Raw genomic sequence first — 26,037 nt, 5'->3', positions numbered from 1 at the left:
CCGCTCAGGACGGGCGCAGCGCCGGCGCCCATCGCGCCAGGTCAGCCGTACGGGCGGCGGGCGGCGCCCGGAGCCCGCCGATACGCGCACGCACCACCGCCGTGCCCCGAAGCGCCCCCGACGGCACGGGGACGGCTCCGCAGCCCGCGCGACATGCCCCGTTGTGGCCTCGGCCAACTCGCGTTCCCCGCCCGGAGGGTGGGTGCGGGTGGAGTGGTTCGTACCGGTTCCGGCGGCGCACCGCCCCGGCCGGGAGCCGGTCGTTCAGGCCCGCACTGCGCTCGGGGCGTTCACCTCGGGCGACCCTCCGCCGTCGGATCGTCGTGATACTAATCGTCCGGCGGCGGGGGCTTGCCCGCGGCAGGCGGGCACGATGACGAGGTCTCAACCGTTCCGGGAGCGTCCGGGGCGGCTACGGGAGGGGCAGCAAGAGCATGGCGGCGACGGCAGGCGGCAACGGGGGCGGGCGCAGGCTCCGCATCGGCAAGCGGATCGCGGGGACGGCGGCGGTGTTCACCGCGCTCGCCGCGCTGACCGGCTCCCAGGTGACGGGCCTCGGCATGGCGCCGACCGCGGCGGCCGAGGCCGCCGCCGTTCCCGCCGGAGCCTCCGCGCCGGGCGGCGGCAGCCTGTTCCCGACGCCGGGCGGCACCACCCCCGGCGGCCCCGCCGACGGCGGCGGGACGGTCCAGCTGCCGCAGCCTCCCGGCATACCGGGCGTTCCCGGTCTGCCCGGGCTTCCCGGCCAGCCCGCGGCCGGGCCGTTCACCGCCAACGGACCCGCGCTGCCCGCCACGGTGTTCGCCGCCTACCGCCAGGCCGAGGCCCGCCTCGCCCAGCGCTCCCCCGGCTGCCACCTTCCCTGGCAGCTGCTGGCCGCGATCGGCCAGGTCGAGTCCGGCCAGGCCAACGGCGGCCAGGTGGACGCCGCGGGCACCACGCTGACGCCCATCCTCGGCCCGGTGCTCAACGGCGGCGGCTTCGCCGCGATACCCGACACCGACGGCGGCCTCTACGACGGGGACTCCCGCTGGGACCGCGCCGTCGGGCCGATGCAGTTCATCCCCTCCACCTGGGCCTCCTGGGGCGTGGACGCCAACGGGGACGGCAAGGCCGACCCGAACAACATCTTCGACGCCGCCGAGGCCGCCGGGCGCTACCTCTGCGCGGGCGGCCGCGACCTGGCCGACCCGGCCCAGCTGGACCGGGCGGTCCTGAGCTACAACAACTCCACCGAGTACCTGCGGACGGTCCGCAACTGGATGGTCCACTTCGGCAGCGGCTCGGTCGCCACCGTCCCGGACCGCGCCGGCACCCCGGCCCCGCTGCCCTCCCCGTACGTCCCGCCCACGGGCGGGTCCACCGGCGGCACCACCCCGTCGCCCGCGCCGCAGCCGAGCACCACGCCCACCACCCCCGCCACGACGCCGACCGGCGAGCCCACCACCGGCACGCCCACACCCGGCGGCTCGCCCTCGCCGTCCGCGAGCCCCTCGGCCACGCCCAGCGGGACCCCCAGCGGAACCCCGTCCGGCAGCGCCTCCCCGAGCGCGACGCCCACCGGCACCCCGTCGGGCACGCCCACCAGCTGCCCGACCCCGAGCGCGACCGCCACTCCCAGTGGCACGCCCTCCGGCACGCCGTCCCCGAGCGCCACGGCCACGCCGTCCGGCAGCCCCTCCCCGACCGCCACGCCCACCGGCCCCGACGGCTGCCCGCTCCCCTCCCCGACCACGACGGCCACGGCGACGGCGACCACCGCCGCGACCACCCCGGCCGCAGCAGCCGCCACCACGCCGAGCGCCGCGCTCTCCCCCTCGGCGGCCCCGACGAAGTGACCCATGGGGAAGGGCCCGCGCAGAACTCGCGCCGGGCCCTTCCGCATGTCCGCTACGCCCCGTGCCACCCATCAGAGGGCTGCTCGTGCCGGGTGCGCCAGCGCTCCAGCATGCCGTGCAGCTCCTTGGTCATGAACTCGAAGAACTCCGCCGTCTCCGCCATCCGCGCCGCCGCGGCCGTCCCGGTGCCGACGGTGTTCTCGCCCTCCCTGAGCACCCGGATCCAGCGCATCATGATCTCGTCCCGCCTGGTCAGCGACTCGTACCAGACGTCGTTGAGCACCCGGAACCGGTCGCGCCGCGAGCCCGGCTCGCGCTCCTTGGCGACCAGCCCGACCTGGATGAGGTAGCGCACCGCGCCGGAGACCGCCGCCGGGCTGATCTTCAACCGCTCGGACAGCTCGGCGGAGGTCAGCACCCCGCTCTCCTCCGCCATCAGGCAGGCGAAGATGCGGGACGGCATCCGCTGCATGCCCGCCACCACCAGCTCGCCGGCGAACCGCTCGACGAAGTCCGACACCGCCTGGTCGCCGGGCTCCCGCACCGCCTCCTGCTCCGCCACTGCCCGTCGTCCTTTCCCGTTGATCCGGTCGATCCGGTTGATCACTGCTGATCGCTGCTGATCACTGCTGATCACTGCGCCTCGAACTTTAATGCCTTCCCAATATTCACGTTCTTCTGAAACTACGGTAGCTTCGGAAGCATGACCACGGCAATCACCTTGTCCGGCCTCCGCAAGGACTTCGGCCGGACCACCGCCCTGGACGGCCTCGACCTCACCGTCGAGACCGGTGAGGTGCACGGCTTCCTCGGCCCCAACGGAGCCGGGAAGTCCACCACCATCCGGGTTCTGCTCGGCCTGCTGCGCGCGGACGGCGGCACCGCCCGCCTGCTCGGCCTGGACCCGTGGCACGACGCCGTCGAGCTGCACCGCCGCCTCGCCTACGTCCCCGGGGACGTCGAGCTGTGGCCCAACCTCACCGGCGGCGAGGCCATCGACCTGCTCTCCCGCCTGCGCGGGCGCCCCGACGCCCGCCGCCGCACGGAGCTGATCGACCGCTTCGACCTCGACCCCACCAAGAAGGGCCGCAGCTACTCCAAGGGCAACCGCCAGAAGGTCGCCATCGTCGCCGCACTCGCCTCCGACGCCGAGCTGCTGCTCCTCGACGAGCCGACCTCCGGCCTGGACCCGCTGATGGAGGTGGTCTTCCAGGACGTCGTGCGCCAGGCGAAGGAGCAGGGCCGCACCGTCCTGCTCTCCAGCCACATCCTCGACGAGGTCGAGAAGCTGGGGGACCGCGTCAGCATCATCCGGCGCGGAAAGGTCGTGCAGACCGGCACCCTCGGCGAGCTGCGCCACCTCACCCGCACCACCGTCGAGGCCGAGACCCTGCGCCCCGTCGCGGGCCTCGACGCGCTGCCCGGCGTGCACGCCGTCCGCACCCAGGGCGCCCACGTCCGCTTCGCCGTGGACGGCGCGCAGCTCGACGCCGCCGTCCGGCTGTTGAGCGAGGCCGGGGTGCGCAGCCTGGTCAGCCACCCGCCCACGCTGGAGGAGCTGATGCTGCGCCACTACGGGGACGAGCTGGCCGCCAACGGGCACCCCGTCGCGGACGAGGCCGCGCGATGACCACCACCGCCAAGGCGCCCGCCCGCCCGCAGTCCGCGCCCCGCCGCTCCCCCAGGGGCACGCTCGGCACGCTCACCGGCACCGCCGCCCTGCTGCGCTTCGCGCTGCGCCGCGACCGCGTCCGGCTCGGCGTCTGGGTGCTGGGCCTGGGACTGCTGACGATCTCCACCGCGAACAGCCTGCACACCCTCTACGCGACGGCCGCCGACCGGGCCTCCATCGCGAACTCCTCGACCAGCCCGGCGCTGCTGGCGATGACCGGCCCCCGCCACTACCTGGCCGACTACACCTGGGGCTCGATGCTGAGCCACCGGATGCTGGGCCTGCTCGCCGTACTGGCCGGGGTGATGAGCGTCCTGATCGTCACCCGGCACACCCGGGCCGAGGAGGAGGGCGGCCGCGCCGAGCTGATCCGCTCCGCCGCCGTCGGCCGCCACGCCCAGCTGGCCGCCGCCCTGGGCACGGCCGCCGTGGCGAACCTGGCGCTCGCCCTGCTGCTGGCCCTCGGCCTGCCGGGCCTGGGCGTGCCGGGGATCACCCCCTCCGGCGCGGCGCTGTTCGCGGCGGCCACCGCCGGCGGCGGGCTGCTGTTCGCGGCGGTGGCCGCCGTCACCGCACAGGTCTCGGCGCACACCCGGACGGCCTCCGGACTGGCGATGGCGGTGATCGGCGCGGCGTACGCCGTCCGGGCCGCCGGGGACTCCGCCGAGAGCGGCCTGGCCTGGGCCTCCCCGATCGGCTGGGTGCAGCGCACCTACCCGTTCGCGGGCGGGCGCTGGTGGCCGCTGCTGCCCCTGCTGGCGCTGACCGCCGCCGTCGGCGCGGCCGCCTTCCTGCTGAGCGCCCGCCGGGACGTCGGCGCGGGGCTGCGCGCCGCCCGCCCGGGCCCGGCCGCCGCCGGGGCGGCCCTCGGCACGGCACCGGGCCTGGCGCTGGGCCTGGCGCTGCGGCTGCACCGGGGCCTGATCGGCGGCTTCGCCGCGGCACTGCTGCTCCTCGGCACGATGTACGGCTCGGTGCTGGGCCAGGCGGACTCGATGCTCAAGGACGTGGGCCGGATCCGCGAGGCGCTGACCCGCGTCGGCGGGCACTCGCTGACCGACGCCTACGCCGCGTACACCCTGCTGGTGGTGGCCGTGGTCGGGGCGGTGTACGCGGTGCTGGCCGCCCAGCGCCCGCGCGCCGAGGAGACGGCGGGGCGGGCCGATCCGGTGCTGGCCACGGGCGTGTCCCGCGCGGGCTGGCTGGGCGGCCACCTGGTGGCCGCGCTGCTGGGCTCGACGGCCGTGCTGCTGGCGGCCGGGGCGGGCTTCGGGCTGGCCGGGGCGCTGTCCACCGGCGACGCGGGGCGGTTCCCGGCGCTGGTCGGCGCGGCCCTGGCCTTCGCCCCCGCGCAGTGGGTGACGGTCGGCGTGGCGGCGGTGGTGTACGGCTGGCTGCCCCGGGCGATGCCGCTGGCCTGGATCGTCCCCGCCTACGCGCTGGTGGTGGGCTACCTGGGCCCGCTGCTGAAGCTGCCCTCGGCCCTGAACCGGCTCTCGCCGTTCGGTCAGGTGCCCCGGCTTCCGGCGGCGGCGATGGACTGGACGCCGCTCGCGGTGCTCACCCTGGTCGCGGCCGCGCTGCTGGCGCTGGGCCTGGCCGGGTTCGGACGCCGGGACATCGACTGAAGGACGCCTTCGGGCCCGCTCCGCCGGCGGAGCGGGCCCGGGGGCGTGCTCAGAGGTGCTTGGCGATCTCCGGCATCAGGTCCTGGAACGTCCGCCCGCTGGCCGGCTGCCCGATCGCCGCCATCTGCCAGCCGTTCGGGGTGCGCTGCACCTTGGCCATGATCTGCGCCGTGTACGGGCCGCCGCCGGTGAGGGTGTAGCGGGCCAGCTCGGTGCCGGTGGTCTCGTCGACGAGCCGGCAGAAGGCGGCCTCGACCTCCTGGAAGGTCTGCCCGGTGAAGGAGTTGACGGTGAACAGGATCTGGTCGACCGCGGGCGAGACCTTCAGCAGGTCGACCGCGATCGACTCGTCGTCGGTCTGCTGCCCGGCGCCGCCGACCAGGTTGTCCCCGCTGTGGCGGACGGAACCGTCGTTGCTGGTGAGGTGCTGGAAGAACACCACGTCCACCGGCTTGCCCTGGGAGAACAGCACCGCGGAGGCGTCCAGGTCGATCTCCTGCCCGCCGGCCAGCATCTTGGCGAAGAACCCCTTGCGCTGCGCGGCCTTCCAGCCCAGGCCCATGCGAACCACGCTCAGCTGCCCGCCGCCCGGCTTCTCCAGGCTGATCTTCTGCCCTTTGGCCAGCGAAACGCTCATCGTGTCCTCCTCGCTCCTGCCGCCGTCCGCCACGCCTCCACACTGATGTGGCGACTTCACGATCATCGGACGACGCCCTGTTCGGACCCTACCCCGGAAGTGATCAGGCGTCGCCGTCCAGGAGGTGCTGGCGTACCTCCTGGAACGTCCAGGCGCCTGCGGCCGGGCGGGAGAACACCCAGACGAGGTCGAAGCGGTCCGGCCAGTTCGCGGGCGCGCCGCTGCCGGCCGCACCGAGGGCCTCGACGATCCTGCCGATGCGCGAGTGCTCCCAGCAGATCAGCACGGGCTGCGCCCCGGCGAGGGCCGCGGCGGCCAACTCGCCCTCCTGGGACTCGGCGTGGGTGGTGTCGACGGTGAGGCCGAGCTTGGCGGCGAGCGGGGTGACGGTCTGGCGCATCCGGTGGGCGCCGGCCAGCGGGCCCTGGTCGGCGGCGGCGAGGATCCGGGCGGGGGTGCGCAGCCCGGCGGCGGGCGGGGCGAACAGGCCGGGCAGGGCGTTGGCGCGGGCCCAGCCGCGTTCCGTCAGGGACTTGCCGTCCTTCTTACCGTTCTCGTCGTGGCCGTCCTGGTCGCCGGTGGGCTTCTCCCCGTGGCGGATGATCATCACGAAGGCTTCACCGCCCGGGTCACTGGCCTTGGCGACCGGGGCGTCCTTCTTCTTGCTCTTGGTGGAGGAGCAGCCCGCGAGCACCAGCGGGGTGGCGGCGGCCAGGCCCGTGAGCAGGGTGCGCCGGGTGAGGGCCAGGGTCATGCGGCGCCCCGCTCCAGGCGCACCAGCGCGTCCACGGCCACACCCTCGCCGCCGCCGTGCGCGGAGTCGGCGCCGACCGTGCGGTGCACGCGTTCGGCGCGGACGGTGCGCAGGCCCAGGCCCTCGAGGTCGGCGAGGACGTCCTCGGGGGTGAAGAGGACGGCCGGGTCCTGCGGGCCGCCGACGCCCTCGGTGAGGTTGGTGAGGTCGTGGCCGACCACCAGCAGGGTGGCGCCGGGGGCCAGGGCGTCGGCGGCGCGGCGCAGCGCGGTGCGGCGGTCCGCGGCGGGCACCTGGAGGTAGGCGACGAGGACGAGGTCGTAGCCGGCCTCGGGGCTCTCGAAGGTGCGGGCGTCGCCGTGGCGCCAGGTGAGGCGGTCGGCGACTTCGTCGGGCAGGTCGGCGGTGAGGCGCTCGGCGCGTTCGAGGGCGACGGCGGAGTAGTCCAGACCGGTGACGTCCCAGCCGCGGCCGGCGAGCCAGATGGCGTTGCGGCCCTCTCCGGCGGCCAGGTCGAGGGCGGTTCCGGGCTTCACGTCGCCCAGTTCGCGCACCACCCACCGGTTGGGCTCGGCGCCCCACACCAGCTCGCTCGCGGCGTAGCGGTCGTCCCAGTCCTGGCTGTCCATGGCGCGTCCTCCGTCCGGCGGCCTGCTCGGTACGGGGTCAACCTACCGGGCCGGGCGTGCCGGTGCCCTTGACGGCGAATATTGGTCCAGTCCAATCTGTTCAGTCGTGACGTGAACGGGTCGGCCTCCCCGGACAGGCCCCGGCACGCCCGCGAACCGCCCGTCAGCACGCGTCACCCGCCCGCGCGTCCCCACCACGCGAGGGCAGGCTCCCCTCGGCCCACCCGGGCCACGCACCGCCGGAACCCCCCACATCTCCGGAGGACATCCCGCATGCACGACCGCGTCCTGCCCGCATCCGCTCCACGGCCCGGCCGCCCGGCCGCCACCCGGCGCCGCAGAGCGACCGCCCTGGCCCTGGCCGCCACGCTGACCACCAGTGGCGCCGCCCTCGCCCTGACCCTCGGCCCGGCCTCGGCCGCGCCCGTCAACCTGCTGGCCAACGGCGACTTCGAGACCGGCACCCTGGCCGGCTGGACCTGCTCCAACGGGTCCGTCGTCACCACCCCGGTGCACGGCGGAACCCACGCCCTCAGCGGCGCCGCCTCCGGGTCCGACACCGCGCAGTGCCAGCAGTCCGTCACCGTCCTGCCCAACACCACCTACACGCTCTCCGGCTGGGTGCAGGGCAGCTACGTCTACCTCGGCGCCACCGGCACCGGCGTCAACGCCTCCTCCTGGACGCCCGGCGGCACCGGCTGGAACCAGCTGAGCAGCACCTTCACCACCGGCGCCACCACCACCTCCGTCACCGTCTACACCCACGGCTGGTACGGCACGGGCGCCTACTACGCCGACGACCTCACCCTGACCGGCCCGGCCGGGCCCACCGCCACGTCCACCCCGACGGCCTCGCCGACCACCTCCTCCAGCCCGACCGCGACGGCCAGCCCGACGGCCGGCCCCACGGCCTCGACCAGCCCGACCGCGACCGGCAGCCCCACCGCCACCGGGAGCCCCACCGCCTCGCCGACCGCGACGGCCACCGCCACCGGCCCGGCCGGCGACGGCCAGGTCACCACGCCCACCGGGGTGACGGTCAGCAAGGTGACCTCCGGCGCCGTGGTGCTGAACTGGCAGCCGTCCACCCTGAACAGCGGGGACGGGCCGATCGCCTACAAGGTGTGGTCCAACGGACAGCTGGTCGCCACCTCCATGGGCACCGACGTCGCCGTCAGCTCCCTGCTGCCGGGCCGCGCCTACACCTTCAGCGTCCAGGGCTACTCGGGCTCCCACGCCTCCGCGCAGTCCGCGCCCGTGAGCACCACCACGGCCGCCGCCCCCGCCGCGCAGCCCGTCCGCTCGGCGTACTTCGACCAGTGGGGCGTCTACGAGAACGCCTACTACCCGAAGAACCTCGACACCAGCGGCGCCGCGGCCAAGCTGGACGTCGTCCACTACGCCTTCGCCAACATCGACCCGACGAAGTTCACCTGCTTCCAGGCGGTGAAGGCGTCCGACTCCGGCAACGACTCCAACCCCAACGCCGGTGACGGCGCGGGCGACGCGTACGCGGACTACCAGTCCGACTACAACTCCGGCACCAGCGTGGACGGCAGCTCCGACACCTGGGAGCAGCCGCTCAAGGGCAACTTCAACCAGCTGCGCCAGCTGAAGGCCAAGTACCCGAACCTGCGCTTCACCATCTCGATCGGCGGCTGGACGTACTCCAAGTACTTCTCGGACGCGGCCGCCACCGACGCCTCCCGCAAGACCTTCGTCTCCTCCTGCCTCGACATGTTCCTCAAGGGGAACCTGCCGACCGGCGTCGCCGGTGACGCCGCGGGCGGCAAGGCCTCCGCGGCGGGCATCTTCGACGGCGTGGACCTCGACTGGGAATACCCGGGCTCGGCCGGCGGCCACGCGGGCAACCACTACTCCGCCGCCGACAAGCAGAACTTCACCCTGCTGCTCAAGGAGTTCCGCACCCAGCTGGACGCCCTCGGCTCCGCCCAGGGCAAGCGCTACCTGCTGAGCGCCGCGCTGCCCAGCGGCCAGGACAAGATCGCCCAGCTGGAGACCGACAAGATCGGCGCCTACCTGGACTACGCCGACGTCATGTCCTACGACATGCACGGCTCCTGGGACGCCACCGGCCCGACCAACCACCAGGACCCGCTGCACGACAGCCCGGCCGACCCGACCACGCCGATCAAGCCCGGAACCCGCAAGTACAACGTCGACACCACGCTCACCGCGTACACCACGGGCCTGCCCGAGTACGGCATCCCCGGCGGCTTCCCGGCGAACAAGATCGTGCTCGGCATCCCGTTCTACTGGCGCGGCTGGACGGGCGTCCCGGCCGGGTCCGGCTTCGGCCTGTACCAGAGCGCGACCGGCCCGACGGCCAAGAAGCCGCTCAGCCAGGAGGCCGGCCTCGCCGCCTGGAAGGAGCTCAACCCGAGCGCCGCGCAGACCCACTGGGACCCGGTGACGGAGAGCAGCTGGGTGTACGACGGCACCAACTTCTGGACGGGCGACACCCCGCAGGCCGTCCAGGCGCGCGGGGCCTACGCGAGGAGCAAGGGCCTCGGCGGTCTGTTCGCCTTCTCCCTGGAGAACGACGACGCCGCCGGCACCATGTTCAACTCGATGGATTCGGCGCTGCGCTGACGTTCCGTCAGATGAAGTAGGACGGCCCGCGCGAGGAGTCTCGCGCGGGCCGTCCGTGCCTTCTCCCCGGTCAGCTCTTGAGGTTGAGCGAGGGGAAGAGGTCCACGAAGGGCTGGGTCGTCACCGAGACGCTCCGGGAGAACGGATCGTCGAAGTCCCAGATCATGAACAGCAGGAAGGCGATCAGCGCGCTGAAACAGCCCGCCAGGATCAACTCCCGTGGTGTGCGCCGGATCTGGAGCGCGAACAGCATGCCGACGGTGATCACGGCCCCGGCGATCAGGCCGAACCACACGACCCCCGGCATCGTCGGACCGGCGGCCTGGCCGCGCTGGTGGCGGGCGTCGGACGTCTGGCTGATCCGGTCCATGATCGGCTGGTAGGCCTGGGACTCCAAGTCCGAGGCGGGCGCCCGGGTGGCGACCTCGTTCTGGATCTTGTCCAGCAGCCGGTCGCCCTGCTCGGAGATCTCTCCGTGCTTGGCCATGTAGTCCCACTCGGTGTTCACCACGAAGGTCACGTACCCGTCCACGTCCGCGCGGAGCTGGTCGCGGAACTCGGCCGGGTAGACCACCGCGCGGTCGCTCACCTCGCGCAGCGACTGCGCCTCGCGGAACAGGTCGTCCTGGGCCGCGCCGCGCGCCTCCCAGACGCCCGCGATGGCGAGCCCGAGGACGATCGCGTAGACCACGCCGATCATCATGGTGATGTACTCGATGACGTCCGGCGTCTCGTCGACGTTCTTCCCGGCGCCGATCCTGCGGTGCCTCAGCACGACCACCGCCACCACGACGGCACAGGCCGCCGCCATGGCGATGGCCAAGGCCACCCACTCGGACATGGGAACTCCCTTCTCTGGCTTGGCTTGTGAAGAAGACGGTGGGGCCGGGGGCGGCCCTCGGGTCGGCGTTCCGACGCCGCCCGGGCCACCCCCGGAGGTCAGGACTGCGCGGAGCCGGAACCGGATCCGGACCCGGTACCGCCGCCGTCGCCGCTCGCGCCGCCACGGCCGGCGCCGCCTCGGGCACCGCCCCTACCGCTGGGGCGCAGGGCCGCCGCCGCGAGGATCGCGGGCACGGTGACCACGAGCATCGTGGTGGTCATCGGGGCGTTGTGGTGGTGCTGCGCCTCGGCCAGCGGCTTCGCCGCCGGGGCGAGGTGCACGGGCCGCACGGACGGGGTCGGCCACAGCGGGCTCGGGCGCACCGGGCTGGGGGCCGGAGGGCTGGCGGGGGCCGCCGAGGCCGGGGGCACGACGGGCGACGGAGCCGCGGGCGGGGCCGACGGCGGAGGGAGCGCGGGCGCGGGTGCGGGCGCCGGAGACACGGGGGCCGACGACACGGGGGCCGACGACACAGGGGCCGGCGACACGGGGGCCGGCGCCGGTACGGACGGCGGCGGGGGTGCCGGGGACGGCGGCTGCGGGGTGGGCACCGGCGTCGGACTGGGACTCGCCGGCGGCGGGGTCGGCGACGGCGTGGGAACGGGCGTCGGCGAGGGCGACGGCGACGGTGTCCTGGTCGGCGTGGGCGACGGCGTCGGCGAAGCCGTGGGAGTGGGGGTCTTCGTCGGCGTCGGCGTGGGAGTCGGGGAAGGACTCGGCGTGTGCGTGGGGGTGGGGATGGGGGTGGGGGTGGGGGTGGGGGTGGGCGAGGGGCTGGGTGTGTACGTCGGGGTCGGTGTGTACGTCGGGGTCGGTGTCTTCGTCGGAGTCGGCGTCTTCGTCGGTGTCGGGGACGGCGTGGGCGAGGGGGTCGGGCTCGGGCTCGGGCACGGATGGTGGTGGTGGTGATGGTGCCCGTGGCCCTCGCCGTGGTCCCCGTACGGGTCGTCCTCGTCCTCCTCCGGCCGCCCCGTCGGCTGGTGCCGTCCGCCGGCCGTCCCCGAGGGCGTGGGGGCGAGCGGGTGCGCCTTCGGGGAGTGGCAGGGGTGGTGATGGTGGCCGTGGTGCCCGTGGTGCTCGTCGCCGACGCCGGGTGCGACGCTCACGCCGACCTGGACGTCCACGTCCACGTCGACCTCCACCTGCCCGCCGGGCCGGACGCCGACCGACACGTCCGTCTCGTCGCACACACAGGTGTCGACGGAGGTGCCGTGCCCGTTCCCGCCGTGCCGCTCGACGCCGTTGGCGGTCGCGCCGCCGACCAGTGCGAACATCGCGACCACGCCGACCGCCGCGCCGAGCCACCGCACCCGCCGTCCGGTGGCAGCCGCTCCACCGCCCTCGGGCGGTATCCGTCGCAACTGCCGGCGCTGCGGCATGGGTTCACACACCTCTCGGGTCACGTACGGGGGGCGGAACGGACGCGGGCCGCCGGACAGGGAGGGAGGCAGGGAGCGCGACCGGGTGCGATCAGGCGAACGGCCCGCCTCCGGGGGCGGGCCGTCCGTCATCAGGTGAAACGATCTTCCAGCCGACCGGTTACGGTCGGGGGCCCTGCCGCCGGGTTCAGTGGCGGCGGTGCGCGATCTCGACGTTCTCCAGCACGCCGACCGCGTCCGGCACCAGGATGGCGGCCGAGTAGTAGGCGCTGACGAGGTAGGAGATGATCGCCTTCTCGTCGATGCCCATGAAGCGGACCGACAGCGAGGGCTGGTACTCGTCCGGGATGCCGGTCTGGTGCAGGCCGATGACGCCCTGGTTGTCCTCGCCGACCCGGATCACCATGATGGAGCTGGTGTTCTCCTTGGAGATCGGGATCTTGCTGCACGGCAGGATCGGGACCCCGCGCCAGGCCGGCACCTGCTGCCCGCCGAGGTCGACGTGGTGCGGGTACAGCCCCCGGGCGTTGAGCTCGCGGCCGATCGCGGCGATGGTCTTGGGGTGCGCGAGCAGGTAGTCGGGGTCGCGGCGGCGGTTGAGCAGCTCGTCCAGGTCGTCCGGGGTGGGCGGGCCGGAGTGGGTCTGGATGCGCTGGTCGAAGTCGGCGTTGTTGAGCAGGCCGAACTCCGGGTTGTTGACGATCTCGTGCTCCTGGCGCTCGCGCAGCGCCTCGATGGTCAGCCGGAGCTGGTGCTCGGTCTGGTTCATCGGCTGGTTGTACAGGTCCGCGACGCGGGTGTGGATCTTGAGGATGGTCTGCGCGACGCTCAGCTCGTACTCGCGCGGCTTGAGCTCGTAGTCCACGAAGGCGCCGGGGAGTTCGAACTCCCCGTGGTGGCCGGAGGACATGGCGATCTCGGCCTCGCCACGCTCGTTCTGGGCCTGGAGGGGCAGCGACAGGAAGGTCTGCAGGTGCTCCTGGAGACTCGGAGCGTTGTCGCGGATCGCGGCGAAGTCGGCGCGGGACAGGGTCAGGACGACACCGGCGGTGGCGCTCTTGGCCGTGAACTCCCAGGTGGCGTCCGGGTTCAGCAGCGCGTCGTCGCCGAAGCGGTCGCCGTCGCCGGCCACGCCGACCACGGTCTCGTCGCCGTACTTGCCGGTGCCGATCTGGTTGATCTTGCCGTGGGCGATCAGGAAGATGCGGTCCGCCGGCTCACCCTGGGTGGTGAGCACCTCGCCGGGGCCGAAGTCACGCTGCTGGCAGCGGTCGGCGAGGGCGGTGAGCACCTCGTCGTCCTCGTAGCCGCGCAGGAGGGCGAGTTCGCCCAGCTCCTGCGGGATGACCCGGACCTGGGAGCCGGTCTTGATGAACTCCACCACGCCGTTGCCCACCGAGTAGGTGAGACGACGGTTGACCCGGTAGGCACCACCGTTGGCCTGCACCCAGGGGAGGACCTTGAGCAGCCAGCGGGAGGTGATCTCCTGCATCTGCGGCGCGGACTTGGTGGTGGTGGCGAGGTTGCGGGCTGCGGCAGTCGCAAGGCTCTGCTGCCGGTCCTGCTGTGTCTCCGGGCTCGTGTCCACGGACATCGCAGGGGTCTCCATTTCGTGAGGTCGGGCCATGGACAGGGCATAGCGGACCGCCCTGGCACATGCCGCGACGGATCGTCAGATCCGCCTGATGGTGGGGGGTTCGGCGAGGTTCGGAAGCACGGTCACCAGCTCCCGGCGACCCCTCGGGAACCCTAGATCACCAGGGCCCGGCACCGCCCGTACGGCGGCCCAGTACCCCCCGATAGGGTGAATCTCGGGAAGTATGCCCCCGGCGAGGCCGCGATGTGTCCGTCAACCCGCCGCACCGGCGGGGAGGGTGCCGCGCGTCCCGTCAGGCGCCGGTACGGGGGTGGCCGGCACCTGACGGGAGTCCACGGCGTGCAGGCGGGCGGCGGGCGCTCCTGATGTCCTGCACATGACCACTGACCTTAGGGGCTCGGTGGCCGGAACGTTGCCGGGCGCGGGCCGATCCCGTACGGACGGATGAGTCCGCAGCGGACGCGGCGTACCCTGTCGCCCCGTTCCGCCCCCGCCGACGGCCCCGGGGCCCTACCCTGTGCCCTTGCCGCCGGGTGTACGGGGGACGACGCTCAGGAGGCGGGCGGCGGGAGGATCGCGCAGAGGGCGGCCAGCGCCGAGGCGTAGGCGTGCTCGGGCGGGGTGGCGTAGCCCACGACGAGTCCCTCCGTCGGCGGGGTCGCGGCCGGGTCGGCCGCCGGGTGCCGGTAGTCGGCGAGGCCCTCGACGGCGAGCCCGTGGTACGCGGCGGCCTTGAGGACGGAGCGCTCGGTGCCCGCCTCCAGCCGCAGCACCGCGTGCAGCCCGGCCGCTACGCCGGTCACCTCCACGTGCGGTGCGTTCACCTCGAGCGCGGCCACCAGCCGGTCGCGGCGCTCCCGGTAGCTGCGGCGCATCCGGCGCACGTGCCGGTCGTAGCCGCCGGAGTCGATGAAGTCGGCGAGGGTGAGCTGGTCCAACGCGCTGGCCCAGCCCTCCCGTTCGCCCTTCGCCGCGAGGGCCCGGTCGACCAGGTGGTCGGGCAGGACCATCCAGCCCAGGCGCAGCGCGGGGCTCAGGCTCTTGCTGACGCTGCCGAGGTAGACGACCCGCTCGGGGTCCAGGCCCTGGACGGCGCCGACCGGCTGCCGGTCGTAGCGGAACTCACCGTCGTAGTCGTCCTCCAGGACGAGCCCGCCGCGCCCGCGCGCCCAGTCGATGACGGCGGCGCGGCGGGCGGCGTGCAGCGGCCCGCCGGTGGGGAACTGGTGGGCGGGGGTGAGCAGCGCCGTGCGGACGTCCGGTTGGTGTTCCAACTCCGCGACGCGGGCGCCGTTTTCGTCGATGGGCAGCGGCCGGGTGGCGACGCCCGCGGCGGCGAGCAGCCCGCGGTGGAAGCCGAGCCCGTACGCCTCGACGGCCAGCGGGCCGTTGCTCCCGGGCGGGAGGACGGGGTCGGCGCCGTCGAAGAGCAGGCGCAGGGCGTGGGCGAAGCCGGAGCAGACGACGATCCGGTCGGGGTCCGTGCGCACGCCGCGGGAGCGGGCGAGGTAGTCGGCGAGGACGGCGCGCAGTTCGCGCCGGCCCTGGGGGTCGCCGGGGCCGAAGGCTTCGCTGGGCGCCGTGGTGAGGGCGCGGCGGGCGGCGGCGAGCCAGGCGGTGCGGGGGAAGGCGGCGGCGTCGGGCCGGCCCTGGCGCAGGTCGTGGAGGGGGCCGGGGCGTTTGGTGGGGCGCCGGGGCCGGGCGGCGGGCGTGGGGGCGGCGCGTTCGGCGACGGTGGTGCCGGAGCCCTGGCGGGCGGTGAGCCAGCCTTCGGCGACGAGTTCGGCGTACGCCTCGGCGGCGGTGTTGCGGGCGAGGCCGAGGTCGGCGGCGAGGGTGCGGTAGGGCGGCAGCCGGGTGCCGGGGGCGAGGCGGCCGCTGCGGATGGCCTCGCGCAGGGCGGTCATGAGGGCTGCGCGGCGGCCTCCGCCGGCGGAGAGGTCCAGGTGCAGGTCGCTGCCGGTGGGGTGGGCCGGCCCGGTGGGACGCGTTCCCGGCGCGCCCGGCGTGTCCGTCATGTCCACGCACCCTACCGGCCGCCCGGGCCCCGCTTCACCACCGGGCTCCCCGGCTGCTTGCCGCACGACCTACCGCACGGGTGACGGCCTGGGTGACGGCCTGGGTCACGGCTCCGCTGACCGCCACGCCCACTACCCCGCTCACCGCCCCGCCCCGCCCCGCCCCGCCCCGCCCGCTGCGCGTCCTACGGCACGACGGTGACGGGCCAGCGGCCGGCCTTCACCAGGCGCACGGCCACCGAACCGATGACCTTGTGCCCGGCCTGCTCGGAGACGCCGACGATCACGGCGTCGGCGCGCAGCTCGTCGGCGAGCTTGGCGAGGCCCGTATAGGGGTCGCCGCGCATGGTCAGGAACTGCCACTCGACGCGCCACACCTCGCGGACGTGCTCCTCCGCCTCGCGCAGTGCGGCGAGGAGCTCGTCGGCGATCTCCTGGGTGGTCTCCTCGACGACGGCGCCGGCGAGGGCGGTGGCCGCGCCGAGGACGGGCTGGATGTAGACGACGGCGAGGAGGGCGCCCTGGCGGCGGGCGAGTCCGGCGGCGTAGGCGGTGGCACGCCAGGAGGACTCGGAGCCGTCGAGGCCGGCCACGATCACCTTGGGGCCGTCGGTGCCGAGTTCGAAGCCTTCTGGGGCGGCGGCCGCCTCGGCCGCGTCGCTCTCGTTGCTCTCGTTGCTCATGGCGTCGAGGCTATGTCCCGCCACCAGGGGTGCACGCAGCGGGTACTCCGGGTGAGGGCTGTGGTGCGGGCCACCCCGGGCGCCGATCGGGGTGCCGCTTTCCGCACCGGGGGCGGGCGGATGGTCACGCACTGTCGACCGTGTGGGCGGCCTCACAGCGGCTCTGCGGTGACGGGCGCCACTTGGGCGGGCGATTTGATCTTGGAAATGGGTGGAAATCGGACCAAATCACCTCATTTCCTTGATCCTTACGCCCGGTAACACCCCTCTGACGTGCTCAAACCTCCGAATCCTTGAAACCGCCACAAGAGCCCCCGTACCTTCGAACCCGTTGCACCGAGCGACGTCCCCCGAAACCGACGGCCTTCCGAGGGCCTGGTTCCGTACGCTCGCCGCCCCCCTTCGAGAGGAACTTCATGACTTTCCGTAACGAGACCGCCGCTGCCACCACCACTGCCACCCCGAAGCGCCGCAACCGCGTCCGGATGGCTCTGATGGCCGGGGCGCTCACCGCCCTGCCCGTGGCCGGCCTCGTCACGGCGACCAGCGCCTCCGCCGCCCCGGCCACCGTCTGGGACAAGGTCGCGGCCTGTGAGGCCACCGGTAACTGGGCCATCAACTCCGGCAACGGCTTCTACGGCGGCCTGCAGTTCACCTCCAGCACCTGGGCCGCCTTCGGTGGCACCGCGTACGCCGCGCAGGCCAACCAGGCCACCAAGGACCAGCAGATCTCCATCGGCGAGAAGGTCCTCGCCGCCCAGGGCCCCGGCGCCTGGCCGATCTGCTCCGTCAAGGCCGGCCTGAGCAAGTAAGGCCGCCCGCACACGACAGCCGCCGCACCCCGCCCGGGGTGCGGCGGCTTCGTCGTTCCGGGCCCTATGCCCGCGCCCGTCCCGCGAGGGCGACGGCCAGGGCGGCCGGAACGACCAGCAGCGCGAACACCGCCGCGTAGGCGCCGGTGGTCCCGCCGCCCGGCGGGCAGAGGCCGAACAGCGCGGAGGCCGCCCCCATCACCGCCACCTGCCCCAGGTTCTGGGCGGTGAGCATCTCCCCGCCGGTACGGCCCTGCCGCTCGGGCGGGCTGTGCGCGATCGACAGCAGGGTCACGCTCGGCGCCGCCACCCCCATGCCGACCGCCGCGACCACCATCGAGGCCCCCGCCACCACCGGCGGCACCCCGGGCAGGCTGCCCGCCACGGCGAGAACGGCCGCCAGGACGACCACCGCCATCCCGCCCGCCGCCACCCGGTGCCGGGGCCGGTGCTCCAGCAGATGCCCCTGCACCCAGCCGGCGCCCGCCCAGGCCACGGCCGCTCCGCTGAACGCCAGGCCCGTCACGGCGGCGGGCACCCCGCGCACGGTGTCCAGCAGCAGGGGGACGAAGACCTCCAGCGTGAAGTACGTCCCCGAGGCCAGCACCCGTAGCAGCGCCGTCGCGGGCAGTCCACGCGCCGCCCGCCAGGTGCCCCGCGGCAGCAGCCGGGGCGCGAACGCCAGCAGCAGTCCGAAGCCCGCCGCCGCGGCGGCCAGGTGGGCCGCGTCCAGGTCCGAGCCGGCGCCGGAGACGGCGAACTGGGCGAGGGCCGCACCGCCGCTGACCGCCGCCGCGACCGCCAGGGACGGGCGGCCCGCGCCCTCCTCCCGGGCGCCGGTGACTCCGTTGGCTCCGGTGGCTCCGGTGACTCCGGTGACTCCGTTGGCTCCGTTGGCTCCGTTGGCTCCGTTGGCTCCGCTGGCTCCGCGTACCAGGGGCAGCACGGCCAGGATCGGCACCGCCGTGACGGCGGCCAGGCCCAGGAACACCGCCCGCCAGGACCACCAGGCCGTGACCAGCCCGGCCAGCGGCGGCCCCGCCAGGGAGGGGACGATCCAGCAGGTGGCCATCAGCGACAGCGCGTGTGCCTTCAGCCGCCCCGGATAGGTGTGCGCGATCGCGGTGTTGATCGCCACCGCCGTCATCCCCGCGGCCACGCCGTCCAGGAACCGCCCGGCGGCCAGTTGCCAGACCGTGGTGCTGGTGCCGGACACCACCAGCGTCGCCACCCCGAGCAGCACCCCCACCACCAGCGGCCGGCGCGGACCCGCCCGGTCCGCCCAACTGCCGCCCAGCACCCCGCCGAAGAGACTCGCGGCGACGAACGCCCCCGCGACCAGCGGGTACATCGGCACGGCGTCCAGCTCACCCGCGGCGACCGGCAGCGTCGGCACCACGGCGAAGGCCGCGAACCCGATCAGGAACATCACCGAGGCGAACCCCACCGTGGCCGCCCGGTACGGGCGCGACCAGAGCCCGCCCCCGGGTCGGTCAGTCATCATCCGTCACAGGCGCCCAACCTAGCCGCCCACGCACCACCCGCACCAGGGGTTTCACCCGAGAGGTCCAGACCAGTCCTCTCACCCCTCCACGGCGAGCCGCACCCCCAGGCCGATGAAGAGCCCGCCGGTCGCGGCGTCCACCCGCCGGCGGGTCGAACGGCGACGGCGCAGCCAGGCGCCTATCCGCCCGGCGAGCACGCCCACGGTGCCGTCCACCAGGAACTCCAGCACGATCAGCGCCGCACCGAGCACCGCGAACTGCAGCCCCACACTGCCCAGTTCGGGCCGGACGAACTGCGGCAGGAAAGCAATCGTGAAGGTCACCATCTTGGGATTGAGCAGGTTCGTCAGCAAACCCCGCAGGTACGCGCGGCGGCCGGAGAGCCCGCCCTCCCCCGGCGTGGGCGGTTCCTCGGCGGCGGCGTCCTTGCGGTGCCGGATCAACTGCACCCCCAGGTACACCAGATAGGCGCCGCCGACGATGCGCATGGCCGTGAAGGCGACCGGCACGGCGGTGAAGAACGCCGCCAGCCCGCCCGCCGCCACCGCCACGTGCACCGCCTCACTGGTGGCGACGCCCGCGGTGGCCAGCAGCCCGGCCTTCGGGCCGCCGCGCATCCCGCAGCCGAGCACGAACAGCATGTCGGGACCAGGGCTGATCATCGCGACCGAGGTGGTCAACAGGAAGGCTATGAACAGATGTTGGTCGATAGGCACACCATCAGCTTACGGACGGGGCGGCAACGGCAACGGGATCGCCGGCAGCCCGTCGATGCTGGCCCCGATGTACGGCTTGCCCTCGCAGTAGGCGTTGAACTCCGCCTCGTCCTTGCGGTCGAAGTACTGCGCGTGCAGGTCCCGGTCCCCCTGGTAATCCATCAGCGGCACCGCGAACCCGCAGGAGTCACTGACCCGCTGGGCCTCGACCAGCACGATCGCCCGCAACCCCGACCCGTCCACGGCCGGATCGAACCGCCCCAACAACCCCGCGAACCGCGGATCGTCCCGAAACACCGGCTCCCCCCGCCCGTGCACCCGCACCACGGTCGGCGGCCCCTCGAACGCACACCACATCAGCGTGATCCGCCCGTTCTCCCGCAGATGGGCGATCGTCTCAGCCGTCGACCCACCGAAGTCCAGGTACGCCAGCGTGAGTTCATCGATCACCACCAGCGTCCCCGACCGCCCCTTCGGCGAGACGTTCACATGCCCGTCCGCCGCCAGCGGCGCCGTCGCCACGAAGTACACGGGCTGCCGCTCGATGAACTCCCGCAGCCTGCCTTCGATCCGTTCGTACTGCTTTCCCATACCCCCGATTCTGCTCCTCGTCCCACCCCCCGGAAAAGGATCATCCACTTTTCGAGACAGCCGTCACATCACCCCTAAGAGGAAAGGATTCAGCTGATGAACGACAGCGAGGGAAGCCGCCTTCTCGGCGTTGACATGCAGTTTCGCGTGGTGGACGACGGGCCGGCGGCGGCGAGGGTGAGACCGGGGCGGCGGATACTGGTGGGGTGGGCGTAGAGACTGCGGTTGTCGACGAGGGGGTTCGGGGGCGGCCGGGGGGTGGGGTGCGGCCGTATGTGGCGTGGTACAGCGGGTATCGGCAGCGGGGGGTGGCTCCGGCTGTGCATGCGGGGCTGCCTTCGCCGTACATGACGTTCATCCTCACGCTCGACGAGCCGTTGGTGGTCGCGGGGCACCCCGATCCGGCGCAGGTGGGTGGTGCGTACGAGACGCTGGTCGGGGGGCTGCACACCGCGCCGGCGACGATCACGCATCAGGGGGCGCAGTCCGGGGTGCAGATCGCGGTGCATCCGTTGGCCGCGCGGGCGCTGTTCGGGGTGCCTGCCGGGGAGTTGGCGGGGATCGACGTGCCGGCGGAGGAGGTGCTGGGGCGGCTCGCGGCGCGGTTGCAGGAGGGGCTGCGGGAGGCGTCCGGGTGGGCGGAACGGTTCGCGTTGCTGGACGGGGCGCTGCTGCGTGCCGCCCGGCCGTCGGGGCGGGTGCCGGCGGAGGTGGTGTGGGCCTGGGGTGAGCTGCGGCGCAGTGGGGGGTCGGTGCCGGTGTCGGAGCTGGCGCGGGAGACGGGGTGGAGTGCCCGGCACCTGCTGGAGCGCTTCCGGCGGGAGACCGGGCTGACGCCGAAGGCCGCCGCGCGGGTCATCCGCTTCGACCGGGCCCGGCGGCTGCTGGCGTCCGGCTCCCCGCCGCCGCTGCTGGCCGAACTGGCCGCCGACTGCGGGTACTTCGACCAGGCGCACCTGGCGCGGGAGTTCCGCTCGCTGGCCGGGGCGGCGCCGAGCGCCTGGCTGGCGGCGGAAACGCACGGGAGCGGGGAGTTCCGAAACGTCCAAGGCGGGGAGGGCGGGGCGGGCCCACAGTGGGAGGCGTAGAGCACCCGACACCGTGAGGAGACCGCCATGAGCACCGAACCGAAGACCCCCGCCCCGCAGGTGTGGCCCGCCCTGCGTGCCCGCGACGCCAAGGGGCTGATCCGCTTCCTCGTGGACGCCTTCGGATTCGAGGAGGTCGTCTGCTACACCGAGGGCGAGCTCGTCGTCCACGCCGAACTCGCCTGGCCCGAGGGCGGCGGCGTGATGCTCGGCTCGGAGCGCGAGGCGCCCGAGGGCGCCCCCGCGTGGCCGGGCCGTCCGGGCGGGTTCACCGCCTACGTGGTCACGGCGCGGCCCGACGCCGTCCACGACCGGGCCGTGGCCGCCGGGGCCACGATCACCATGGGCCTCACCGAGACGGACTACGGCTCGCGGGATTTCGCCGCCGAGGACCCGGAGGGCAACCGCTGGTCCTTCGGCACCTACCCGGGCGCACCCCGGCCCACGGCCTGAGGGCACACGACGGCCGGGCCGGGCCGGTCACGGGGGTGCCGGCCCGGCCCGTACCGCGCTGGTCGGCCCGGGGTGCTGGCGGGAGACTTGGCGGCAGGGAGGCTTCCGATGCCCCAGCTCAGCGTGGACGGGCACACCCTCGCCCTCTCCCACCTCGACAAGGTGTACTACCCGCGCACCGGCACCCTGAAGGGCGACGTGCTGCGCTACTACGCCGCCGTGCACTCCGCCCTGCTGCCGCACCTGCGGGACCGCCCCGTCTCCTTCCTGCGGTGCCCGGACGGGGTCGAGGCGGAGGTGTTCATCGCCAAGAACCCGCCCGCCGGCACCCCGGACTGGGTGCGCACCGTCGAGGTGCCCAGCAGCGGCGGCGAGCTGCGCCAGGTGGTGCTGGACGGCGGCGCGGCGCTGCTGTGGGCGGCCAACCTGGGCTGCCTGGAGCTGCACGTGCCGCAGTGGCACGCCGACGCGCCGGGCCTCGCCGACCGGCTGGTCCTCGACCTCGACCCGGGCGAGGGCGCGGACGTGCTCGCCTGCCGTGAGGTGGCGCTGCTGCTGCGCGAGCGGCTGGCGGCGGACGGCCTGGCGGCGCGGGTGAAGACCTCCGGCTCCAAGGGCCTGCACCTGCTCGCCCCGCTGGTGCCCACGCCCAGCGCCCGGGTCTCCGCCTACGCCAAGGCGCTGGCCGCCGCGCTGGAGGCCGAGCGCCCGGAGCTGGTGGTGCACACGATGGCGAAGGCGCAGCGCCGGGGGCGGGTGCTGGTGGACTGGTCGCAGAACAACGCCAAGAAGACCACCGCCGCCCCGTACACCCTGCGGGCCCGGCCGCTGCCGACGGTCTCCACCCCGCTGTCCTGGGAGGAGCTGGAGTCGGCGGTGAGCGCGGCCGAGCTGGTGTTCACCCTGGCGGAGGTGCCGGGCCGGCTGGCGACGCTCGGCGACCTTCTGGCGCCGCTGCTCGACCCGGAGCAGGCCCGGCCCCTGCCGGGCTCGCCCGCGGCCACATCCACGCCCGCGCCCACACCCGCGCCCGTCGTGGCCCAGGTGCTGCGCCCGCCCGTCGAGGTGATGCGGCCCGCCGCCGTACCCGCCGTGCCCCCGGCGGACGGGCTGGGCGGGGGCGGCGTGCAGTACGAGCTCAAGCTCGACGGGTTCCGCTGCGTCGCCTTCGCCCGGGGCGAGCAGCCCGCCGTCCTCCAGTCCCGCAGCGGCCGCGACCTCGCCGCCGAGTTCCCGCCGATCGCCGCCGCCGTGGCCCGCCTGCCCGAGGGCCTCGTCCTGGACGCCGAACTGGTCGCCTGGCGCGGCGGCCGCTTCGCCTTCGGCGAGCTGCTGCACACCCGCCGGGCCCGCACCGCCTCCCCCGAGGTCGCCCTCGGCCTGATCGCCTTCGACCTGCTCGCCCTGCCCGGCCGCGACGTACGGCGCCTGCCGCTCACCGACCGGCGCCGCCTGCTGCTCGCCGCCCTCGCGGACGTGCCGCCGCCCATCCAGCCCGTCCTGGCCACCACCGACCGGGCGGAGGCCCTGGAGTGGATGGAACGGCTCGCCCCCACCGGCGTGGAGGGCCTGGTCTGCAAGGCCTCCGGCTCCCCCTACCGCCCGCGCGGCGGCGGCCACGCCTGGGTCAAGTACCGCCGCACCGACACCGTGGACGCGACGGTGCGCGCCCTCACCGGCCCGGGGCGCCGTCCGCACGCCCTCCTCCTCGAACTCGACGACGGCCGCGTCCTGTTGAGCACCCCCCGCCTCACCCCCGTCCAGTCCCGCGAGGTCGCCGAAGCCGCCCGCCCCCACCTCGGCCCGCCCACCCCCGACCCCGACCACGGCACCCTCCACCCCCTCACCACCCCCCTGCGCGCCGAACTCCTCCTCACCGGCCGCCCGCCCACCGCCACCTTCCTCCGCCTGCGTGGAGACTGAGCCTGCGCGGGGACCGAGCACGCGGGGACTGACGGTCAGCGGCGCTTCGACGCCGCGTGGGAGAACTCCGTCACGAAGGCGTCCTCGAAGACCGGCAGGTCGCCGGGCTTGCGGCTGGTGACCAGCACACCCGGGCCGTCGCGGCACACGTGGACCTCCTCGTCGACCCAGTGGGCGCCCGCGTTGAGCAGGTCGGTGCGCAGGCTGGGCCAGGAGGTGAGGGTGCGGCCGCGGACGGCTTCGGCCTCGATGAGGGTCCAGGCGGCGTGGCAGATCGCGGCGACCGGGCGACCGGAGGCGCAGAAGGCGTGGACGAAGGCGACGGCCCGGTCGTCCAGGCGCAGGTGGTCGGGGCTTGCCACGCCGCCGGGCAGGACCAGGCCGTCGTAGTCGGCCGGGTCCGCCTCGGCGACGGTCGCGTCGACGGCGAAGGTGTCGCCCGGCTCGCGGTGGCGGACGGCGAGCGCGCGGCCGGGTGCGGTGGAGAGCAGGCGCGGGGTGCCGCCGGCTTCGGCGACGGCCTGCCAGGGGGAGGTGAGTTCGGCCTGTTCGGCCCCGTACGGCGCGACCAGGAACGCGATCGTACGGCCCGTGAGGGTGGTGGCCGGCCAGGGCATGACGGCTCAGCGCGGGTGCGGGGTGGTGAGGTCGACGGCGGGGGGCGGGACGGCGCTCAGGTGGGCGCGCGTGCAGTCCAGGCGGACGGAGCGCTCCAGGTGGTCGACGCGGGCGACCAGGCCGAACGGCACCGGCACCCGGGCGCCGGGCACCCAGGGGGCGGCGTCGACCAGCAGATGGTCGCCGGTGTCCTGCTCGACGCGGCCCAGGGGGCCGTCGATCGCCAGGACCTCGTAGCCGACCAGGCTCGGGTCGGCGGCGGGGTGGGCACCGGGGCGGTGCTCCCACAGGTCGGTGCTCATGGCCTCACGCCTCCGGTCGGTCCCACGGCCGGCGCTCGCGGCGGTCCCGGCGTTCACGGTTCTCGCGGTGTTCTCGGTTCTCACGCCGTTCACGGTTCTCGCGGGGCTGCGGCCAGTCCCTCGGGTCCGTAGCCTCGGCCCTGCGGCGGCGGCGCAGCAGCTCCGAGGCGACCACCGCGGCCGTCACGGAGGCCGCCCAGACCACGCCCAGGGCGGTCAGCACGGCGGTGGTCGGCGTGCGTACGCCGATGCTGAGGCAGATCGCGGTCGTCACCAGGGCCGTCAGGACCACGCCGGCGGTCAGCCGGCGCCCGACGCCGCGCAGCGCCTTGCGCACACGGCTCGGCCGCTTGGCCCCCATGGTGCTCAACTTCCGGTCCAGGCGCGTGTCCTGGCGCAGATCGGACTCGATCTCCTCGAGCAGCCGCCGTTCCCATCCGCTCAACGCGGGTCCGTCCATCTCGGCCACCTCCGACACTTCCGGTGACGTGCTCGTACCCGGCGGTTGCCCGGTACGGGCCGGGGCTAACCGTTCCGGGCCGCGCCTGTTGCGGCGCCCTCGGGGCCGAAGGCCCGGGGGCGGGCGAGCAGGCTGTCGTCCAGGACTCGCAGCAGGGCGACGGCGTCGTGGTGGACCTCGGCCGCACCCGCCGCCCGCAGCTCGGGACCGGCCTCCCCGCCGGCCTCCAGGGCCAGGCAGGGCACCCCCGCCCGCCTCGCCGCCAGCACCTCGCGCACACTCCCGGCGACGGCCACGGCGTGCGAGGGCGCGCCGTCCACCAGCGCCAGCGCCGCACGCACCGGCTCTGCCCCCGGCTCGGCCACGGTCAGGGCGGGCACCCCGGCCATCCCGGGCCCGGTCAGCACCACCGTCCAGCCCCGGGCGGCACACTCGCGCAGCAGCTCGGCCCCACCCGGCAGCCCGGGCCGCCAGCCGGTTCCGAACACCACCGCCGAGACCACCGTCATGGCCACCTCTCCCGCTCGAAAGGCCCCCACCGGTACGCGCCCTTCCAGGCTAGACCGCGCAGCCTGCGGAGGCTCCCGGAAAACCGGTCGACCGGCCGCGTGGCCGCGGCGATACTCCCGGGCGGGGGGCCGGTGGCGGTGTTCGTGTGCGCGCGGTGCGGAGTGGAGCTGACCGGTCCGCTGCGGGAGGTGGCCCTGCCGGCGCACGCCCACCAGGGGCCGAGGGCGCGCGGTTCATGCCGGTGCTGATGGAGGCGAGAACGTTCGCCGTCGACCCGGAGCCCTCCGGCTGGCCGTGGGAGACGGTGGGCCCGGAGGGGGCCGCCGCCCACCAGCCGTACGTACCCTCCGGGCCGCCCGGCGCCGTGCTGATGGCTCCGGGCGACACCCGCAACACGGCCCTGATCCCCGCCGCGGTCGACGTTTGCCGCCCACCGGGCCGTCGGCTCGCAGGCTCGCACTGGCCGGCCCGGGTCTCGCCCCGGGCCCGGGCCCGACGGGACGACCCGCTGCCGCTGCGGCCGTACGGGCTGTTCGAACCGCAGTACCGGCTCACGGCCGGCCGCCTGGCCCGAATGCCCGCCGTCCGCGAACCCTGGCTGCGCGGGATCCACGACCGCCTTCGCGCGCCGCGCTAGGGGTCGTCTTCAAAGCTGATCAAGTGATGAGGGATCATGTCCGCCATGGTGCGTCGTCATGAGCTTTCGGATGCCGAGTGGGCTGTGCTGT

The 26,037-nt window shown here is 74.5% G+C and carries 25 protein-coding genes and 1 pseudogene; 11 read left to right on the top strand and 15 right to left on the bottom strand.

The window, feature by feature from the left end:
- The first annotated feature begins 434 nt into the window (after positions 1–434).
- Positions 435–1,838 carry a lytic murein transglycosylase gene (locus ACIBCA_RS19555; RefSeq protein WP_396284175.1) on the top strand — a complete coding sequence of 468 codons (1,404 nt, stop codon included), beginning with the start codon at positions 435–437 and terminating at the stop codon, positions 1,836–1,838.
- A gap of 52 nt (positions 1,839–1,890) precedes the next feature.
- Here ACIBCA_RS19555 and ACIBCA_RS19550 read toward each other — a convergent pair whose 3' ends face one another.
- On the bottom strand, positions 1,891–2,400 hold the full coding sequence (locus ACIBCA_RS19550) for a GbsR/MarR family transcriptional regulator (RefSeq protein ID WP_396284174.1): 510 nt from the start codon (positions 2,398–2,400) through the stop codon (positions 1,891–1,893).
- Positions 2,401–2,541: 141 nt separating this feature from the next.
- Here ACIBCA_RS19550 and ACIBCA_RS19545 point away from each other — a divergent pair, with 141 nt between their 5' ends.
- Positions 2,542–3,468, top strand: a complete 927-nt coding sequence (locus ACIBCA_RS19545; protein WP_396284173.1) for an ATP-binding cassette domain-containing protein — start codon at positions 2,542–2,544, stop codon at positions 3,466–3,468.
- A complete protein-coding gene (locus ACIBCA_RS19540; RefSeq protein WP_396284172.1) occupies positions 3,465–5,138 on the top strand; it encodes an ABC transporter permease in 1,674 nt (557 codons plus the stop codon). Before ACIBCA_RS19545 ends, ACIBCA_RS19540 begins: the two co-directional genes overlap by 4 nt.
- Before the next feature lie 49 nt (positions 5,139–5,187).
- Here the strand turns inward: ACIBCA_RS19540 and ACIBCA_RS19535 are convergent, their stop codons facing one another.
- From ACIBCA_RS19535 to ACIBCA_RS19525, 3 genes are all read right to left on the bottom strand, one after another.
- Complete coding sequence (locus ACIBCA_RS19535; protein ID WP_396284171.1) at positions 5,188–5,775, bottom strand: TerD family protein; 588 nt, start codon at positions 5,773–5,775, stop codon at positions 5,188–5,190.
- A 103-nt stretch (positions 5,776–5,878) separates the two neighbouring features.
- The gene (locus ACIBCA_RS19530; protein ID WP_396284170.1) at positions 5,879–6,529 is read right to left on the bottom strand and encodes a hypothetical protein; all 651 of its coding nucleotides are present in this window, start codon (positions 6,527–6,529) and stop codon (positions 5,879–5,881) included.
- Positions 6,526–7,158, bottom strand: a complete 633-nt coding sequence (locus tag ACIBCA_RS19525) for a class I SAM-dependent methyltransferase (RefSeq protein ID WP_396284169.1) — start codon at positions 7,156–7,158, stop codon at positions 6,526–6,528. Before ACIBCA_RS19525 ends, ACIBCA_RS19530 begins: the two co-directional genes overlap by 4 nt.
- Positions 7,159–7,431: 273 nt before the next feature.
- On the opposite strand from ACIBCA_RS19525, the gene ACIBCA_RS19520 reads away from it, so the two are divergent.
- Positions 7,432–9,771 carry a glycosyl hydrolase family 18 protein gene (locus ACIBCA_RS19520; protein WP_396284168.1) on the top strand — a complete coding sequence of 780 codons (2,340 nt, stop codon included), beginning with the start codon at positions 7,432–7,434 and terminating at the stop codon, positions 9,769–9,771.
- Positions 9,772–9,841: 70 nt separating this feature from the next.
- On the opposite strand, the gene ACIBCA_RS19515 is transcribed toward ACIBCA_RS19520, so the two are convergent.
- A complete protein-coding gene (locus ACIBCA_RS19515; RefSeq protein ID WP_396284167.1) occupies positions 9,842–10,612 on the bottom strand; it encodes a hypothetical protein in 771 nt (256 codons plus the stop codon).
- A gap of 237 nt (positions 10,613–10,849) precedes the next feature.
- On the opposite strand from ACIBCA_RS19515, the gene ACIBCA_RS19510 reads away from it, so the two are divergent.
- Positions 10,850–11,563: a hypothetical protein gene (locus ACIBCA_RS19510; protein ID WP_396284166.1), complete on the top strand. Its 714-nt coding sequence runs from the start codon at positions 10,850–10,852 to the stop codon at positions 11,561–11,563.
- 657 nt (positions 11,564–12,220) lie between these two features.
- On the opposite strand, the gene ACIBCA_RS19505 is transcribed toward ACIBCA_RS19510, so the two are convergent.
- The 3 genes from ACIBCA_RS19505 to ACIBCA_RS19495 all read right to left on the bottom strand — a co-directional run bounded on the left by ACIBCA_RS19505 (position 12,221) and on the right by ACIBCA_RS19495 (position 16,331).
- A complete protein-coding gene (locus ACIBCA_RS19505; RefSeq protein WP_396284165.1) occupies positions 12,221–13,627 on the bottom strand; it encodes a family 2B encapsulin nanocompartment shell protein in 1,407 nt (468 codons plus the stop codon).
- Positions 13,628–14,181: 554 nt separating this feature from the next.
- Complete coding sequence (locus tag ACIBCA_RS19500; protein ID WP_396284164.1) at positions 14,182–15,648, bottom strand: PLP-dependent aminotransferase family protein; 1,467 nt, start codon at positions 15,646–15,648, stop codon at positions 14,182–14,184.
- 185 nt (positions 15,649–15,833) lie between these two features.
- Positions 15,834–16,331, bottom strand: coding sequence for a universal stress protein (locus ACIBCA_RS19495; protein WP_396284163.1), 498 nt, complete (start codon positions 16,329–16,331; stop codon positions 15,834–15,836).
- A 416-nt stretch (positions 16,332–16,747) separates the two neighbouring features.
- Here ACIBCA_RS19495 and ACIBCA_RS19490 point away from each other — a divergent pair, with 416 nt between their 5' ends.
- Positions 16,748–17,143: a transglycosylase family protein gene (locus ACIBCA_RS19490; protein ID WP_396284162.1), complete on the top strand. Its 396-nt coding sequence runs from the start codon at positions 16,748–16,750 to the stop codon at positions 17,141–17,143.
- Between the two features lie 64 nt (positions 17,144–17,207).
- Here the strand turns inward: ACIBCA_RS19490 and ACIBCA_RS19485 are convergent, their stop codons facing one another.
- From ACIBCA_RS19485 to ACIBCA_RS19475, 3 genes are all read right to left on the bottom strand, one after another.
- On the bottom strand, positions 17,208–18,647 hold the full coding sequence (locus ACIBCA_RS19485; protein WP_396284161.1) for an MFS transporter: 1,440 nt from the start codon (positions 18,645–18,647) through the stop codon (positions 17,208–17,210).
- A 78-nt stretch (positions 18,648–18,725) separates the two neighbouring features.
- Positions 18,726–19,364, bottom strand: coding sequence for a LysE family translocator (locus ACIBCA_RS19480; RefSeq protein ID WP_396284160.1), 639 nt, complete (start codon positions 19,362–19,364; stop codon positions 18,726–18,728).
- Positions 19,365–19,373: 9 nt separating this feature from the next.
- Positions 19,374–19,955, bottom strand: coding sequence for a pyridoxamine 5'-phosphate oxidase family protein (locus ACIBCA_RS19475; RefSeq protein WP_396284159.1), 582 nt, complete (start codon positions 19,953–19,955; stop codon positions 19,374–19,376).
- 206 nt (positions 19,956–20,161) lie between these two features.
- Between ACIBCA_RS19475 and ACIBCA_RS19470 the strand changes: the two genes are divergently transcribed.
- The 4 genes and pseudogenes from ACIBCA_RS19470 (at position 20,162) to ACIBCA_RS19455 (ending at position 23,419) form a co-directional block, all read left to right on the top strand.
- Positions 20,162–21,043, top strand: a complete 882-nt coding sequence (locus tag ACIBCA_RS19470) for a helix-turn-helix domain-containing protein (protein WP_396284158.1) — start codon at positions 20,162–20,164, stop codon at positions 21,041–21,043.
- Positions 21,044–21,070: 27 nt separating this feature from the next.
- Positions 21,071–21,496 carry a VOC family protein gene (locus ACIBCA_RS19465; protein WP_396284157.1) on the top strand — a complete coding sequence of 142 codons (426 nt, stop codon included), beginning with the start codon at positions 21,071–21,073 and terminating at the stop codon, positions 21,494–21,496.
- A 108-nt stretch (positions 21,497–21,604) separates the two neighbouring features.
- Positions 21,605–22,483 (top strand): annotated as a pseudogene (gene ligD, locus ACIBCA_RS19460) (non-homologous end-joining DNA ligase); the annotation flags it as partial.
- Positions 22,484–22,564: 81 nt separating this feature from the next.
- On the top strand, positions 22,565–23,419 hold the full coding sequence (locus ACIBCA_RS19455; protein WP_396284449.1) for a DNA ligase: 855 nt from the start codon (positions 22,565–22,567) through the stop codon (positions 23,417–23,419).
- A gap of 35 nt (positions 23,420–23,454) precedes the next feature.
- On the opposite strand, the gene ACIBCA_RS19450 is transcribed toward ACIBCA_RS19455, so the two are convergent.
- The 4 genes from ACIBCA_RS19450 to ACIBCA_RS19435 form a co-directional block, all read right to left on the bottom strand.
- On the bottom strand, positions 23,455–24,036 hold the full coding sequence (locus tag ACIBCA_RS19450) for a type 1 glutamine amidotransferase domain-containing protein (protein ID WP_396284156.1): 582 nt from the start codon (positions 24,034–24,036) through the stop codon (positions 23,455–23,457).
- Positions 24,037–24,042: 6 nt separating this feature from the next.
- Entirely contained in the window at positions 24,043–24,339 is a 297-nt protein-coding gene (locus ACIBCA_RS19445; RefSeq protein ID WP_051838708.1) for a hypothetical protein, read from the bottom strand.
- A 4-nt stretch (positions 24,340–24,343) separates the two neighbouring features.
- Positions 24,344–24,799 carry a DUF3040 domain-containing protein gene (locus ACIBCA_RS19440; protein WP_396284155.1) on the bottom strand — a complete coding sequence of 152 codons (456 nt, stop codon included), beginning with the start codon at positions 24,797–24,799 and terminating at the stop codon, positions 24,344–24,346.
- Positions 24,800–24,864: 65 nt separating this feature from the next.
- Positions 24,865–25,308 carry an HAD family hydrolase gene (locus tag ACIBCA_RS19435; protein ID WP_396284154.1) on the bottom strand — a complete coding sequence of 148 codons (444 nt, stop codon included), beginning with the start codon at positions 25,306–25,308 and terminating at the stop codon, positions 24,865–24,867.
- 248 nt (positions 25,309–25,556) lie between these two features.
- Here ACIBCA_RS19435 and ACIBCA_RS19430 point away from each other — a divergent pair, with 248 nt between their 5' ends.
- Positions 25,557–25,946, top strand: coding sequence for a hypothetical protein (locus tag ACIBCA_RS19430; RefSeq protein WP_396284153.1), 390 nt, complete (start codon positions 25,557–25,559; stop codon positions 25,944–25,946).
- Positions 25,947–26,037: the final 91 nt, after the last annotated feature.

Origin of the sequence: Kitasatospora sp. NPDC051170, from assembly GCF_044455705.1 — a bacterium.
GTDB lineage: Bacteria > Actinomycetota > Actinomycetes > Streptomycetales > Streptomycetaceae > Kitasatospora.
This window is presented reverse-complemented; position numbering and strand designations above follow the sequence as displayed.